Source organism: Streptomyces sp. TRD_SC_5, from assembly GCF_056836825.1.
Genome location: NZ_JBWZZS010000001.1, coordinates 2,452,421 through 2,466,117, shown reverse-complemented (window position 1 = coordinate 2,466,117; position 13,697 = coordinate 2,452,421). Strand labels below are relative to the sequence as shown.

15 protein-coding genes are annotated in these 13,697 nt (G+C 65.6%); 11 read left to right on the top strand and 4 right to left on the bottom strand.

Going from position 1 to position 13,697, the window contains the following annotated elements; all coding sequences use genetic code 11:
• Positions 1 to 35: 35 nt before the first annotated feature.
• The 3 genes from AC1P0E_RS11300 (at position 36) to AC1P0E_RS11290 (ending at position 2,411) form a co-directional block, all read left to right on the top strand.
• Positions 36 to 449: a DUF6281 family protein gene (locus tag AC1P0E_RS11300; protein ID WP_482742040.1), complete on the top strand. Its 414-nt coding sequence runs from the start codon at positions 36 to 38 to the stop codon at positions 447 to 449.
• A 765-nt stretch (positions 450 to 1,214) separates the two neighbouring features.
• Positions 1,215 to 1,913, top strand: a complete 699-nt coding sequence (locus tag AC1P0E_RS11295) for a hypothetical protein (protein ID WP_482742039.1) — start codon at positions 1,215 to 1,217, stop codon at positions 1,911 to 1,913.
• Between the two features lie 231 nt (positions 1,914 to 2,144).
• Positions 2,145 to 2,411: a hypothetical protein gene (locus AC1P0E_RS11290; protein WP_482742038.1), complete on the top strand. Its 267-nt coding sequence runs from the start codon at positions 2,145 to 2,147 to the stop codon at positions 2,409 to 2,411.
• 735 nt (positions 2,412 to 3,146) lie between these two features.
• Here AC1P0E_RS11290 and AC1P0E_RS11285 read toward each other — a convergent pair.
• Positions 3,147 to 3,593 (bottom strand): hypothetical protein, encoded by a 447-nt coding sequence (locus AC1P0E_RS11285; RefSeq protein ID WP_482742037.1) that lies wholly within the window; start codon positions 3,591 to 3,593, stop codon positions 3,147 to 3,149.
• Between the two features lie 618 nt (positions 3,594 to 4,211).
• Between AC1P0E_RS11285 and AC1P0E_RS11280 the strand changes: the two genes are divergently transcribed.
• Positions 4,212 to 4,820: a hypothetical protein gene (locus AC1P0E_RS11280; protein ID WP_482742036.1), complete on the top strand. Its 609-nt coding sequence runs from the start codon at positions 4,212 to 4,214 to the stop codon at positions 4,818 to 4,820.
• Between the two features lie 4 nt (positions 4,821 to 4,824).
• Positions 4,825 to 5,412, top strand: coding sequence for a hypothetical protein (locus tag AC1P0E_RS11275; RefSeq protein WP_482742035.1), 588 nt, complete (start codon positions 4,825 to 4,827; stop codon positions 5,410 to 5,412).
• A 585-nt stretch (positions 5,413 to 5,997) separates the two neighbouring features.
• On the opposite strand, the gene AC1P0E_RS11270 is transcribed toward AC1P0E_RS11275, so the two are convergent.
• From AC1P0E_RS11270 to AC1P0E_RS11260, 3 genes are all read right to left on the bottom strand, one after another.
• Positions 5,998 to 6,567 (bottom strand): GNAT family N-acetyltransferase, encoded by a 570-nt coding sequence (locus tag AC1P0E_RS11270; RefSeq protein ID WP_482742034.1) that lies wholly within the window; start codon positions 6,565 to 6,567, stop codon positions 5,998 to 6,000.
• A gap of 11 nt (positions 6,568 to 6,578) precedes the next feature.
• Positions 6,579 to 7,871, bottom strand: coding sequence for an NsdA family TPR-like regulatory protein (locus AC1P0E_RS11265; protein ID WP_482742033.1), 1,293 nt, complete (start codon positions 7,869 to 7,871; stop codon positions 6,579 to 6,581).
• Positions 7,872 to 8,130: 259 nt separating this feature from the next.
• The gene (locus AC1P0E_RS11260; protein ID WP_482742032.1) at positions 8,131 to 8,493 is read right to left on the bottom strand and encodes a GntR family transcriptional regulator; all 363 of its coding nucleotides are present in this window, start codon (positions 8,491 to 8,493) and stop codon (positions 8,131 to 8,133) included.
• Positions 8,494 to 8,655: 162 nt separating this feature from the next.
• On the opposite strand from AC1P0E_RS11260, the gene AC1P0E_RS11255 reads away from it, so the two are divergent.
• From AC1P0E_RS11255 to AC1P0E_RS11230, 6 genes are all read left to right on the top strand, one after another.
• Positions 8,656 to 8,913, top strand: a complete 258-nt coding sequence (locus AC1P0E_RS11255) for a hypothetical protein (RefSeq protein WP_482742031.1) — start codon at positions 8,656 to 8,658, stop codon at positions 8,911 to 8,913.
• Positions 8,910 to 9,455: a WhiB family transcriptional regulator gene (locus AC1P0E_RS11250; protein WP_482742030.1), complete on the top strand. Its 546-nt coding sequence runs from the start codon at positions 8,910 to 8,912 to the stop codon at positions 9,453 to 9,455. Before AC1P0E_RS11255 ends, AC1P0E_RS11250 begins: the two co-directional genes overlap by 4 nt.
• Complete coding sequence (locus tag AC1P0E_RS11245) at positions 9,452 to 10,546, top strand: DUF2637 domain-containing protein (protein ID WP_482742029.1); 1,095 nt, start codon at positions 9,452 to 9,454, stop codon at positions 10,544 to 10,546. Before AC1P0E_RS11250 ends, AC1P0E_RS11245 begins: the two co-directional genes overlap by 4 nt.
• The gene (locus AC1P0E_RS11240; protein ID WP_482742028.1) at positions 10,546 to 10,932 is read left to right on the top strand and encodes an RRQRL motif-containing zinc-binding protein; all 387 of its coding nucleotides are present in this window, start codon (positions 10,546 to 10,548) and stop codon (positions 10,930 to 10,932) included. Before AC1P0E_RS11245 ends, AC1P0E_RS11240 begins: the two co-directional genes overlap by 1 nt.
• Before the next feature lie 93 nt (positions 10,933 to 11,025).
• Positions 11,026 to 13,266, top strand: coding sequence for a cell division protein FtsK (locus AC1P0E_RS11235; protein ID WP_482742027.1), 2,241 nt, complete (start codon positions 11,026 to 11,028; stop codon positions 13,264 to 13,266).
• A 142-nt stretch (positions 13,267 to 13,408) separates the two neighbouring features.
• Positions 13,409 to 13,660 carry a hypothetical protein gene (locus AC1P0E_RS11230; protein WP_482742026.1) on the top strand — a complete coding sequence of 84 codons (252 nt, stop codon included), beginning with the start codon at positions 13,409 to 13,411 and terminating at the stop codon, positions 13,658 to 13,660.
• Positions 13,661 to 13,697 lie beyond the last annotated feature (37 nt).

The following is a 13,697-nucleotide window of genomic DNA, read 5'->3' as shown; positions in this document are numbered from 1 at the left end:
AGCCGGAGACATGCCGAGAGAGAAGGGACGAACCCATGAGCGCCGCTTTCCCGGTCGGCCGAGGCGGATCTGCGTGCATGCTCCTGGTGGCCGTCGCCGCAGTGGCGTCGACCGTCGGCTGTACTTCGTCGAGCGGAGGCGGTGGCGGTGACTCGGCGTCCTGCGCCTACCGGGTGACGTACGAGGGTCGCGCCTACGGGGATGTCGCCAACGTCCACTTCGAGACCGGGGAAAAGCTCGGCACCGTCAGTTCCGCGCCCTGCGACGACACGGGCGGCCAGAACGAGGGCGAGGAGCCCTCGACCGAGTCGGCCGCCTATGCGGTCGAGGGGCTCGACACCGACATCGCCATCGCGGTGGGAGACACGCCTGGTGAGGCCGTCCTCTTCGCCGTCGACTCCGGCAAGGGTCTTCCCGCTGAGGTCGAGAAACTGATCGACGGCTCCTGATCCACCTCCGCCCGGCGGAGGGAAGCCGAGCTTTTCGACCAGCTCCGTAAGCACCTGACCAGCAAAAAAGCCCTCCGCGAGGGAGGGCTGGGCGGTGGCGCCCCCGGCAGGACTCGAACCTGCGGCCAAGCGCTTAGAAGAGAGTGATTCTGTTCTATATGATCACGGCCCTGACCTGCTGCTTAGGAGCTCAAGAGTTGCCTCGTGCAGTCTCCGTCACCGCTCATCCACCGGAACGCGGGGTTCCGCACCGCTGGTGAGCATCGATCCCCAACACGCTTTCCAAGTCTGTTGGTGCTGGTCACAGCCATATTCGTAGACGTCCGCCTACGTTCAGGGCCGTTCACGGGCACCGGAAAATCCGCAGCGCGGACGGCCATGAACACCGACGGACGGAGATGAATGAGACGGAAACTGAGACGGAGCATCGTGGCCCACACATGGCCCACGGCCGGCTGTCGGGCGCGGCCGCTGGGGGCCACACGCTAGGGGTGCGACCACGGCGTTCGGCCACCTGTCGCCGCCACCCCTCTAAACACTTCAGCACTTCCGCCGGCCTTCTAACCCATAGCTCTAGGCGGATCAGTCGACAGAAGGCCCCTCGCCCTGTCTCCTACGTCGAAACCGCTCGCGGCGGTGACGTGTCGTCGGCATAGTCCTTGTATGCAACGACTCCGTGGTGAAGAGCAGTGGGTCCGCGCATGTCTGCAACAGGCACTGCCCGATGTGGAGGTACGTCTCCACGACGACGGTAGCCGTCCAGGTATGCACGACTTCGATCTTGTGCGCGAAGGGCGCAAATTCGCGGCCGTGGAGGTGACGGCAGCTGCGGACGCGGTGTCGCTGGAACTGTGGAAGCTCATCAACGGTGGTGACAGGTGGATTCGGAAAGACCTCGCTGGCGGATGGATGGTGGCCCTTGCGCCGACGGCCCGAGCGAAGCGCATACGCTCCGAACTCCCTAGGCTACTTGCCCGTCTTGAGGCGATGGGCATACCTCAACTCAGCGAGGTGCACGGCCCCACTGACGATCTTGTGGAGCAGGCCGTGCGGTTTGGGGTCGTCTCCGCATACCAGTCTGTAAGTACTGAATTCCCGGGAAGTATCTATTGCACAATTAGTTTGCCGCTCGATAGGTCTGGCGGCTGGGTTCCTGATACGGGTGATGCATTCGCTCATTGGGTTGGCGACTGGCTTACTCAACCTAACCAGGCTGACAATCTTGGCAAGTTGCAGCGTTCGGGTGCAGATGAGCGGCATCTATTCCTGCTGCTTCCAGGATTCACCACGGCGCCATTTGAAGCGCTCGACCCATTGGTGAGATCTAATGGACCCCTCCCAACGGTTACGCCCCAACTGCCAAAGGAAATCACTCATCTTTGGGCTATGAGTTCCTGGAACACAGGTGACGGCTTTCATTGGGGTCCGGGCTCTAGCTGGACGCGCTTCCGGAAGATCGTTTGAACTGAGGGGGCTCAGCCTCCCTCGTACGACGAGGGTCCTATAAGGGGATGAAGTATGCAGATGACATCGTGGTTGGCCCCTGTGCTAGCCCTTTCTGGCGTACTGGTCGGGGCCCTGTTTGCGCCACTTGCTGCCACTCGCTTCGGGTGGCAGACGTCGCGGCGCGACGCGTTCGACCGTGCGATTTCCGCTGTGCGGGTAGCCCAGTTGGCCGCCAGGTATCCAAGGACCGTGAATCTGGTCGAAATCGGGGACAGTGACGAGGCTCGCGCTTACCTCCGTGAACTTCCCGTTAAGGGATTCGAATACTACCGTCAAGCCGTTCAAGAGATGCGGAGCGCTTTGGCCGCCCTAGAGCCCTACATGATTCCCGAGTGGGACGACGATCAGTGGCAGACTTCGGACGCGACTTACGCTGCCCTTCTGATGCAGCTCAAGAAGGCCCGCCGGAAGACGCTTATTTTCTACTGGGGAAGCGAAAGGCGAGTAGAGCGCTGAAGCAGGGCAATGGCACCACACCCCCACCCACACTCACCCCAGCTCCCATCCCGTCCGCCTTCGCCCCACACACCGTGAACCGCGACTGCTCGGCTTTGCCTGGGGCGAAGGTGGTCTGGTCGGGATGGGAGCCATCACGACGCTCACCACGCTCCGGCCGGCACTCGCGAACGGAGCCCCTACCATCCCGGAGTCTGAGCGCCCCCGCCGGAGGCATGTCTTGAAGCCGCGGGCTTGGTTCTCGCCTCATGCCCAACGGGCCTATCCACTGCGGGCACGCGTCGGCGGCGGCAGCGCCGAGCGGGCCGAAGGCAGGAGCGCGGGCGCAGCCAGAGCCGGGTGCCTTGATATACGTTCACGGCGGCACTCTGAGCAGTGACCATCGAACTCTGAGTCGTTGCCTTACTGCCGTCCTTGAGCACGAGGCTGGCAACTGCGCCCCTGGACGACACACGCACTCTAGGCAGGCATGAGCAGGGAACACCCTTAGCCATTACGGACCCTTGATGCAGGCGCTCGCCGATGGTGAGGCCAACTATTCATCTTCAGGGTCCGCACCGATCCGTGTTCGTCCGGGGTTGTTGGTGTCAGACGTTGGTGTCAGATACCACCGGGCCGCTTGACCGTTGGTAAGCCGAGGTTTAGCGAGCCCCTGACCGTACGAGAAGGAGCACGATCGCTGTGCCCCTTGGCTCCCCGGCACATCGGACGCGCGACGGGCACTCATCAGACTCGTCACAGGAGCGACCACACGGACAACGCCGCTCCGAGCAGAACGATGCCGAGGTGAAGCGCCACCCACAACGCGTAGAGGCGCAATCTGAACAGTTTGGGGAAACGGGCCTGCTGCCTTCGGTAGGTGTCAGCCCACTCTGAGTCGATGGCGAGACTCGGATGCAGGTCGCTTAGTCTCTTCCGAAGACTCAAAGCTTGTGTGTCGTGGAGAGCTTGTCGTTCCCGGTACTTCATGCATGCCAATGCTCCATATGACCCGAGCAACGTCATGGGCAGTGTGACCGCGAGCATCGACGGCCCTGGCCCCCTCTGAGTGGTGAACCCCAGCCCCGCTGCTACCACCAGGATCACGATGTTGGTGAGCGTCGCGCGCTGGTTCTCAAGCTGCCGCATCTGGTCACGCTGATCTTTCCAGAGCTCAAGCAAAACGTCGCTGCTGTCAGCCATGGCCCCCCGATCCGATTTGGGCGGCCTATACCCGCTTCCGTTGATGTCCAGACGCATCAACCGCCCTACCTGCGGATGCTGAGATCAGCCTCCGAGGCTATCCCGCCCCTGTGAGTCTTCCACCTGCGCTGATGCCGGACCGTTTCCCTGACTCCCCGTGGAGCCGACCGGCCCCAGACTCGGGGTCCTACCCATGGTGTCCGCCCTAGCCGCGCGACCGGCGTAGCCGGGGCCGGAGCGGGCCGAAGGCATGAGCGTCGGCCCAGGCGGGAGCCGGGGAGCGCGCGGCGAGCGGAGCGAGACGCCTTGATGAAGTAGAGAAAGTTGTACCGGCCTGGGGGTACGACGGTCGGGCCGGCGAGCACTGACCAGGGCTCTTGCAGGTCTAGGAAGCGTCTGTCCGGAGCTTTGCAAGCTATGTCCGGTGTGCCGGCAGAGGCGGGCCCCCTCCCCTAGCCTGCCGGAGGGCTGCGCGGGGCTATTACTCACCCTGTAGGGCTCGCTCACCACCTCTGCACATGGCCGTCCAGGAGCGTTCGCAAGGCGGCCGGGCTTGCTCAACCGCTGATGTTCCTCAAGTCGGGATCCAACGCGGTTGCTGCTGGGCATCATTGGGCCATGTCAACGGGTGTCATCGCGATCATCGTCGCGTCAGTCAGTGCCCTCTTCACGGGGGCCAACATGCTCGTCTCAGCCCTGACGTACCGCAGGGTGAGGCTGCGTGTACGCCTCAAGGTGGCGTGGACCCTGATAGGTCCGGACTCGACGCGGAAGGCGATGGAGGGCAACGGACGCTTCGGCTTTGAGCTCCAGTTGCGGAACCTGAGCCCAACTCCGGCCAAGATCAGGGGACTTCAGTTGATCACCCGACACCCCGAGGGCGAGCCCACACGGTGGGACGCTTTCCGGACCGACAGCTCCAAATTCGTCGACCTTGTCCATGAAGTACCCATCCCTCTGGAGAACGGTAAGGGGATGATGGTGGAACGGGAAAAGGAGCTTCCCGCGTTCGGGGGGCTGCACTGGGACGTCTTGGACGACTGGGTGACTATCCCCGGTACCCCCTGGAAATACCTGACCTTCCAAATCTCGCTCACCAACGGCGAGAAGCTACGTGGCGAGTGGTATCACCGTGAACGTTTGCGACTGTACGCCGATGAGGTCGGGAAGCTGTTTTCCGAGAAGCCGATGGGCTTCCCGACGCTGACAACTTCAGAGGAAGACTGACACTATGGCTGCTGACTGGTGGGCCCGAGGTATCGCCATCGCTGCGGCAGTTGCCACGGCCTTGAACATGAGCATTGCTGCCATGACGTATAGGCGCGTAAGGCCGCAAGTTCAAGCCAACGTCATGTGGGGGCTGCTAGGAGATGTCGAAGACGCCAAGAAAGGTAAGGTCATTTTTGGTTTCCGGCTGCACGTCAAGAACCTCAGCCCCACGTCGGCCAAGGTCGAGAGTGTTCACGTCGTGAGCTGGATGCCGCTACGTCATCCGCTCAAGAAGCTGATACGCAAGCCTTGGCTGAAGCGGCTCGTTCCGGTCTACCAAGAGATCACTGTTCCCCGCGTCAAGACTGCTCGTGCCTCCAAGGCTCCGGACATGGAGCTTCCGGCCTTTGGTGGGTTGCGGTGGGAGATCCCCTACGACTTTGACTCCATCTCGCCTATCCCCGGTTGGGATTCCGTGACAGTTGTCGTACGGCTGACCAACGGTGAAGAGGTGCGGGGTAAGCGGGTTTCCCGCAGGGCTCTCGTCGACCAGGTCGGCAGGTTGAACGGCTACTTCCCGGAACTCAGCTTGTCGTCTCCCTCCGTGTAGCAGTACGTCGCTGTCTGGCTTGGGTACCAGGCTCTCGCCCCGGTTAGCCGGCCTGGTAGTCGAAACTCCGTGGACACTCCGGGTTCCGGCACGTCTCCAGTCCGGGGACGTACAGCGGGGGTTCCTTGCCGGGGTTCGAGGTGACCCACTCCACGCTCTTTGGCTTGTGGCACCCAGAGCACTCCTCCGCCTGGTACCGTCGCGTTTCCTCTTCGGTGTACTCACCGTGTTCGTTCGGCATGCCTCCACGCTAGACCTAGATGTGGTGTTTGCCTCAGGCGATCTACACGTGTCCAGGCGCGTCCGGCCCAACGGCAGAAGTCGGACCAGGGGCTCTGGAGAGGCTCAACGGTTCCAGATGCAGGAGGAACCCCATTTACCTGTCTGCCGGTTCGCTGTTTCAGGAACCTAAGTTAAGCGGATCAACAAAATTGTCAGCCACAAAACGCATCCGCATACGCTGATTTATGAAGTAGGGAAACTCTGTCCGCGTGACTCAGCGCGCAGCGCCGCTGTAGGTACCGCAGCCTGTACATGACTGTGGGCGCCCCTCGTTCGGGAGAGCGCCCACTCGTGTACGTGCTGCTATGCAGTGGCTCCACCCACAGCCTTCGCTTCAGCCTGCTCCTGTTCGAGCAAGGAGAAGAGGATGCTGTCCCGCCACGCGCCATTAGTGTGCACGTGATCGCGCAGGGTGCCCTCTCTAGTGAAGCCCAGCCGTTCGACAAGCTTGATGGAGCTGACGTTGTCGGGGCCGATTGCTGCGCTGATGCGGTGGAGGCCCAGCTCGCGGAAGCCGAAGGCGATCATCGTGCGGGCTGCGTCTGTGGCGTAGCCCTTTCCCCATTCGGAGGCTGCGACTGCGTAGCCCAGCTTGCCGGCCTTTACTCCGCTCAGGCCGATGCGGCAGAAGCCGATCACGTGGTCACTGGGTGGGGCGACGATGGCGAGGTAGTACTCAGTGCGCGGTTCCAGTTGGGCACGCTTGAGGGCGCCTTCGAGCATGGCGTGGGTCGAATCGCGATCGCGGCTGTCGAAGGAGAGCCAGTCCGTCACCCGGTTGTCGCCGACGACCTTCAGGGCGTCGTCGACGTCGTCGAGTGTGAAGTCGCGCAGGGCGACGACGTCGCCCTCGATGCGGAGGTGGGCCGTCATGGAGAACTCCTTCATCGGGGGAGGGACTTGAGCGGGGTGCGGGTGAACATTTCGATCCGCTCTTGCAGCTCGCTGCCGGGGACGGAGAGCGAGGACTGGCTGAGCGCCTTGTGGACTCGCATGGCGCTGTTGACGATGCCGTTGATGCGATTCTCCGGGGCCAGTTCGAGGATCGGGCTCACCGCTTCGTCGGCACCTTCGAGGTCGCCGAGATTAATGCGGGCGATCGCGAGGTCGGTGCGGCTGCCGGCCTCGTCACCGAAGGACCATTCCGGGTCGCTCGTGTCGGCGTACGCCTCTACCGCTCGCGCGGCGTAGCCCTGTGCGGCCCCGGCTTCGGAGGGAAGCCAGGCGAGGGCGTCGGCTGCGTAGTAGATCTGGCGGGAGCGGCCGAAGGTGCACATGCCGCCGAGCCCGTCGACTTCGTCGGGGCGGACGGTCTCCCACGCGTCTTCAGCTCGCCGGATCGCCGCGTGAGTCTGATCGGCGTTTCCGAGGGCGGCCCACGCGCGTGCCTCGCTCACCGGGAGCCAGACCGCCGTCGTGCTGTGGCCAAGCGTGGCGAACTGGGCGCCGTCCTGGGCGTACTTCACGGATTCGTGAAGGCGTCCGGCCCAGTACGAGATGAGGGATTGAAGGCCGCGGATCCAGGCGCGCAGGCCATTGTGGTCGGCGTTCTCCGCGCAGAGGTAGGCGGTGCGAGCCTGGGTGAGTGCGGCATGCGGGTCGGCGAGGTCGTGGCTGGCCTTCGCGAGGAGGCCGCTGGTCACGCCGGTCAGGAAGTAGAGCTGCCTGGCTTGCTCGGGGCGCTGGCGATTTTCCAGCAGGGTGTACAGGGTCTCTTGGGTCTGCACCAGGTCGCCCAAGAGCTCGGAGAGAGGGCGCTGCGGGTAGTCCGTCGCGAGCTGGCGTACGTCGTCGTGGATCTGTTCCATCACTTCGCTCGTGAGGTTCCCCTGGTTCGCCGTGAGGGCGAAGGCCTTTGCCCGTCGCGCTGCCAAGCTGATCAGCTCCTTGTCGAGGTCGGGCTGGCCGGTCGCGACCACCAGGCCCGAGGGCGTCCGCTCCACCGAAGAGGCTGTTGCTTCCCAGGGGCGGAGTAACTCGTTCAGCGGTTTGCCGAACATTGCCTGCAAGACACGGCGGGTGACAGGGGTGGTGTTGCTGCGCTCGCCGCTCGCGAGGCGCCGCAGATGCCGCGTGCTGAGCGTCGCGTCCTCGTTCAACTGCCGTGCCCGGCGGTCGAACTCCGTGGCGATCTCCTCGTAGGTGCGGTCCTCTTGCCAGAGCAGGTGCTCCAGCACGGTTCGTGGTTCCCGGCTGCTCCTACTCGCGGTGCCGGCCACGGCGCCTCCCTGTGTCGCGTGCCCTACATGCCCTCAGTGTCGATCGATGACGGAGCTGCGTCCTTACGGGGTCCGGTTCCGGTCCGCCGCATGTCCGCCAGCGGTCCATGTCTGGCCCTCGTGTGGTCATGGTGGCCTATTTGAGAGTCGTCGTCAGGAGGAACCGACGATGACTCAGGAACCACTGGCACCAGGGAAGTTGCCGCCCGCACTGGCCTTACCGGCCTCGTTGGGCTTGAGCTTCGAGCGCTGCGACGCGCTCCTTGAGCTGCTCAACTTCCGCACGAATGGCTTCGAAGTCGCTCGGCTTGTCTTGCTCGCCGGGCGGTCTCGTACGCGGTGGCTGTGCGTCGTCAGTGACGAAATTTCCTCTTACGCCTTCGGACCTGATGAGGCCCTCGTCGCGAAGGATGCGGAGCCCGTTCTGAACGGTCTGAGTCGCGACCCCGAATCGCTCCGCCAGCTGCTTGTGCGTGGGCAGCTTCTTGCCCGGCTTCAGCAGGTCGTCAGCGATGTCTTGGCGGATCGCGTCAGCGATTTGCACGGACGGCAGGCGGGGGTCATCCGGATCGATGCTCATGCCTCTGAGCGTATCCGGCAGCTCGAACTAGAACGAGATGCCTCAAGAGGCTTGCGCTCTAGCTTGAACAAGCTCAAGCTAGTTCATACGCGGTCGTCTCCGGCCAGGGGATCGGCGGCCGCTGCATCAGAGATCCAGTCCCAATCACGAACTGGAGTGGCGATGAAAGCGTTCGTTGCCGGTCATGAGGCCATGTCGGCCCATGACTTCGCTGAGCTGTCGCTCGGCATCGAGCTGGAGTTATTCACCGGATCGCCTAGCGAAGCCCGCCCGGACAGGCGCGTACGGCTCGCAGTGGCGCGCGAGGTACTGACGGAGCTGCGCGAGGCGGGGGAGTCGGACGAATTGGCGGCAGCTGCCGCTCGGCTCGCCGCAGCCCTGCTGCGTGGCCGTGACGACCGGAAGCGGGGCAAGCGATGACGCGCACCGCCAAGAGCTTGCCCGTGATCGCCGGAACGCGGTCCGCACATCTGCCGGGCGGCGCGGCCGCCGGGGTGACGCTGGGTTTCGACCCTGCGCCGGATCCGGGCTTGAAGGCCGCGCTGTGCAAGGGGATTGAGCCGGAGCTGTTCTTCCCGGAGCGGGGCGACCGCCGGTCGGCTGCGCTGGCGCGCGAGATCTGCGCGCAGTGCCCGGTCGTGGCGGCCTGTCTCGCTGACGCACTCGCCAGTGAGGGCGACGCCGGGCACAGCATGCGTTTCGGTATCCGGGGCGGCAAGAGCCCCGAGCAGCGATACGCGATCTACCAGCGAACCGCCCCGGCCGCCCCGGCTGAGGCCGTAGCTGTTGCGGCTCCCGCGCCCGCCGGGTCAAAGCGGAGGCCGGTCAAGTGCGGCACCCGCCGCGGCTACCAGAAGCACCGCCGCAACGGCGAGCGGGCGTGCGACGCCTGTCGGCACGCGAACACCTCCGCGGACCGTCGTCTGCGCACCACCGGATCTACGAAGGAGGCGGCGGCATGACCGGGACGGCAACGAGTGTGAGCAACGAGGTGCCAGCCCTCGCGAAGGCGGAGCGGGTCCTGTTGGGCGCGGTCGCGGTGACGGCTGCCGGGGTTGGGGTGCTAGGTCTCGCGTCGTCTTTCGACGCTGTATCGGCTGCGGCCGCGCGCTGGGACTTCGGGACTCCGTGGATGCTGCCGATCGGCATCGACGTCGCGATCCCGGTGTTCACCGCGGCGAACCTTCTGCTGATCCGGATGAACATGCCGCTTGCTTGGGTTCGGTTCGTGCCGTGGGCGCTGACGCTGGTGACGTGCTGGCTGAACGTCGCGGCTGGGCACTCGCTCTCTGCGAAGCTCGCGCACGGCACGATGCCGCTGCTGTGGGTGGTCCTCTCCGAGATCGCCGCACATGTGTATGCGGTACGGATCGGTGCGGTCACCGGGCGGCGGATGGAGAAGATCCGCCGCTCGCGGTGGCTGCTCGCCTTCCCTTCCACCTTCGCGCTGTGGCGCCGGATGACGCTGTGGGAGATCACCTCGTACGGCGAGGCGCTGGAGCGCGAGCGCGAGCGGCAACTCGCGCGTGCGGACCTGCGGCAGACGCACGGGCGGCGGTGGCGCTCGAAGACCCCGCGCCGCACGCGCGTGCTGCTCAAGCTCGGGGAACTCACCCCCGCCGTCGCGCCCGAAGTTGAGCCCGCGCCCACCCCTGATGAGGCCCCGGCGCTGCCCGCGAGTGAGCCCGCTGTCGGGCGGGTGAGCCTGGTAAAGCAGCAGGCTGCACCCAACAACCCCCCGGCCGCGAACGTGCCCGCGAAACGGGAGTCCAAGCCGCGCCGCAAGCAGGTTGCGGCGGCTCGCGTGCAGGCCGCGCAGACCGCACGTGCGAGCGTTCCCCAGGAGAAGGACGACGCGCGCGAGTGGGCCCTTGAACGGCTGCGCGCGGGCCGTGAGGCTAAGTGGAGCGAGCTCGCGGAAGAGTCCGGGCGCGGCGAGACATGGTGCCGCCACCGCATCCGCGAGGCGAAGGAACAGCTCGCGGGCACCGCCCCGCAACCCGGGGGCGAGCGGCCCGAGCTGCATCTCGTACCGGCCGGGAGCGAGTCCTGATGTCGGCCGCGTTCGGCAAGTGCTACGACCCGTCCGGAGCAATGCACGGGATCCCAACGTTTCCGTGGCGCTTCGCCCCGGACGGCTACGCCACCCGCCGTCAACTGCGGGCACAGGGCTTACGTCCTGGTGGCCAGGAGATCGCCGCGCAGGTGATGCGCGGTTGCCGCCGCCGTCGCGGCGGGGTTCTGGTCGCGTTCCTCTACCGTATCGACGCGGCCAAGCCGGTCCGCCCGATGACGCCGGGTAAGCGGGCCGCGCTCGCCAAGGCGATGTCCGCCCGTCGCACCTGTCCCCAGTGCCGAACCGATGCCGGTTACTGCATTCCGGCCTCGCTCGGCATGTGCGTGACCTGCGCCTACCTGGAAGAACAGCGCGCCGACTGACCTGCACAGCTTTCGCCAAGCGGGGTCCGGACGGTCGGCCTACCAAAGCGCCGTCCGGACCCCTTCCAACCGGATGTACGGAAGGAATCGTCAGTGAATCACGACGACGAAAACGAACTGTTCAACCGCCTCGAAGCCGACATGAGCGCTACCTCCGGGGCCGACGTGGTCGACCTCGACAAGGCACGGTCGGCCCGTACCGAGTCGGCCGCGACCTCCGATGTCGTCCCCCACTTCGTCGCAAGCGAGGCGGCCGGCACCGCACCCGAATCCGAGCGGTCCGAGCCGGATGGGGAGCCGACCGCGATGGTCGACGGTCCGGCTCCCTCCGGTCCGGGGCTGATGTCCCGCGTGCGGAGCGGGACCCGCCGCGCGGTGATCCCGGCGTGGGCGCGGTCCAAGCCGGAATTCCTTGACGCGCTGGGCTGGTTGGGCGGTTATGCCGGGCACTCCTTCGCCTTCCACGCGGTGCGTCTGCCCTACTACGCGGGCCGTCTGGCCGTGCAGTCCCCGGTGGGGGCCGCGAAGTTTGTCGCAGGAGCGCTGCGCTGGGTCGCTGACGCGGAAGGCGAGCCGCTGCGGCGTGCGGAGGCGCGGCGGGAGAACACGGAGCAGTACCTGAAGCTGTCGCGGCAGCGCGATGCGCGGGTGCGGATGCGCGGCATCCTGTTCACCCTCGCGTGCGTGGTCGGGCCGGTCGCTGCGTTCGCCCTGTACGTGCTGGCTCCGACGTGGATTCTCGTCGTCGCCTTCGCCGCGCTGACCGCTGCGTTTGGATTCGCCGGCGCTCCGTCGGACAAACCCCTCATCAGCCGCGCGGTGGTCACTACCGAAGTCGAGCGACTGACCTCGCAGATTGTGGAGCGCGCACTTGGGGCGCTGGGCCACGCCGAGATCAATAAGGCGCTGGGCAAGGGCGGGGAGGGCATCAAGTTCCCCGCCCCGATCACCCGCGACGGCCCCGGCTGGCGCGCGGACATCGACCTGCCGTACGGCGTGACCGTCTCCGACATCCTGGATCGCCGTGACCGGCTCGCTTCTGGGCTGAGGCGCCCGCTGGGCTGTGTGTGGCCGGAGCCGGTCGCGGACGAGCACGCCGGGCGGATGATGCTGTGGGTCGGCGACAAGGCTCTGAACAAGGTCAAGCCCCCGAAGTGGCCGCTGTCCAAGGGCGGCAGCGCCTCACTGTTCAAGCCGCTGCCGTTCGGCACTGACCAGCGAGGCCGCAAAATCGACCTGACGCTGATGTACGACAACGTCCTCATCGGCGCCATGCCCGGTATGGGGAAGACGTTCTCCCTGCGCACCCCGTTGCTGGCCGCGGCCCTGGACGTGCTCACGGAACTGCTGGTCTGGGAGCTCAAGGGCACCGGTGACCTGGAAGGACTGAAGAAGGTCGCCGCGGACTACGGGTCCGGTCCCGATGACGAGACCTGCGCGGCCGCGCTGGATTCGATCCGTTACGTCTACAAGGACCTTGAGCGCCGGGCGAAAGTCATCAGCTCGCTGCCCAAGGACAAGTGCCCGGAGAACAAGGTCACCCCGGAGCTCGCGGCCAACCGCTCGTTGGGACTACACCCCTTGGTGCTGGCGATCGACGAATGCCAGGAATTGTTCTCCCACGAGAAGTACGGCAAGGAGGCCGGCGCCCTGTGCACGGCCATCATCAAGCGCGGCCGTGCGCTGGGAGTGATTCTTCTGCTCGCTACCCAGCGTCCGGACAAGGAGAGCCTTCCGCCCGCCATCAGCGCGAACGTCGGCACCCGGTTCTGCCTGCGAGTCATGGGCCAGATGGAGAACGACATGATCCTCGGTACGTCGACGTACAAGAACGGCATCCGCGCAACCTCGTTCACCAAGTCCGACAAGGGCATCGGCTACCTGGTCGGTGCCGCCGACGACCCGCAGATCGTGCGCACGTACTACATCGACGGTCCCGAAGCGGACCGGATCTGCGAACGCGCCCGCAAGACTCGCATCGACGCAGGCACCCTGACCGGTGTTGCGGCGGGGCAGGCACCGGAGCGCCGGGAAGTGGCGGACACCCTCCTTGACGACATCCTCGCCGTCGTTCCGGCGGAAGAGGCCAAGGTCTGGTCCGAGACCGTCATCGACCGCCTCGCGCAGTTGCGCCCGGAGCGGTACGAGACGTGGAAGGACGACAAGGGGGAGTGGGACGCCTCCCAGCTTTCCAACGCGCTCAAGCCCTACGGAGTCAAGGCCGCACAGATTGGCCGGCGCACCGACGGCAAGACCATCAACCGGCGCGGCATCGAGCGAGCCCACATCACCGCAGCCATCGCAGAGCGTGACCGTAGGCGCGACGCGAGCTGACCGCGAGGCGTCGCTAGCGCTAGCACCGTGACCCGCTAGCGCTAGCAGCCCCGCTAGCGACCCATATAGCACCTGATCAGGCCGCTAGTAGCTAGCGGCCCTCTCCCAAGCTCGCCCCGAAATCGGCCCTGGGAGGCACTCCATGACCCCGATCGTGCTCGCTAGCTTGCTAGCCCTGTTCTTCACGCTCAGTTACGCCGCCGTGTGTGCCGCCTCGCCGTTCGGCAACTGCCGCAAGTGCCGCGGCTGGGGCCACGCCATCAAGACCGACCGCAAGGGCCGGGCCAAGCGAGGTAAGCAGTGCCGCCGCTGCAAGGGCCATGGCAAGCGCATACGCATCGGCCGCCACCTGTTCAACGCGGCCGCCCGCATTCACCGCGCAGGCACCCGCTGACCACCGCCCGGCACCAACTGCCCGTAAGGAGGCCCAT

Coding starts and splice junctions, on each gene's coding strand:
- AC1P0E_RS11275 (WP_482742035.1), top strand. CDS start 4,825: ATGGCTGCTGACTGGTGGGCCCGAGGTATCGCCATCGCTGCGGCAGTT.
- AC1P0E_RS11280 (WP_482742036.1), top strand. CDS start 4,212: ATGTCAACGGGTGTCATCGCGATCATCGTCGCGTCAGTCAGTGCCCTC.
- AC1P0E_RS11230 (WP_482742026.1), top strand. CDS start 13,409: ATGACCCCGATCGTGCTCGCTAGCTTGCTAGCCCTGTTCTTCACGCTC.
- AC1P0E_RS11295 (WP_482742039.1), top strand. CDS start 1,215: ATGCACGACTTCGATCTTGTGCGCGAAGGGCGCAAATTCGCGGCCGTG.
- AC1P0E_RS11245 (WP_482742029.1), top strand. CDS start 9,452: ATGACCGGGACGGCAACGAGTGTGAGCAACGAGGTGCCAGCCCTCGCG.
- AC1P0E_RS11255 (WP_482742031.1), top strand. CDS start 8,656: ATGAAAGCGTTCGTTGCCGGTCATGAGGCCATGTCGGCCCATGACTTC.
- AC1P0E_RS11240 (WP_482742028.1), top strand. CDS start 10,546: ATGTCGGCCGCGTTCGGCAAGTGCTACGACCCGTCCGGAGCAATGCAC.
- AC1P0E_RS11285 (WP_482742037.1), bottom strand. CDS start 3,593: ATGGCTGACAGCAGCGACGTTTTGCTTGAGCTCTGGAAAGATCAGCGT.
- AC1P0E_RS11270 (WP_482742034.1), bottom strand. CDS start 6,567: ATGACGGCCCACCTCCGCATCGAGGGCGACGTCGTCGCCCTGCGCGAC.
- AC1P0E_RS11300 (WP_482742040.1), top strand. CDS start 36: ATGAGCGCCGCTTTCCCGGTCGGCCGAGGCGGATCTGCGTGCATGCTC.
- AC1P0E_RS11250 (WP_482742030.1), top strand. CDS start 8,910: ATGACGCGCACCGCCAAGAGCTTGCCCGTGATCGCCGGAACGCGGTCC.
- AC1P0E_RS11260 (WP_482742032.1), bottom strand. CDS start 8,493: ATGAGCATCGATCCGGATGACCCCCGCCTGCCGTCCGTGCAAATCGCT.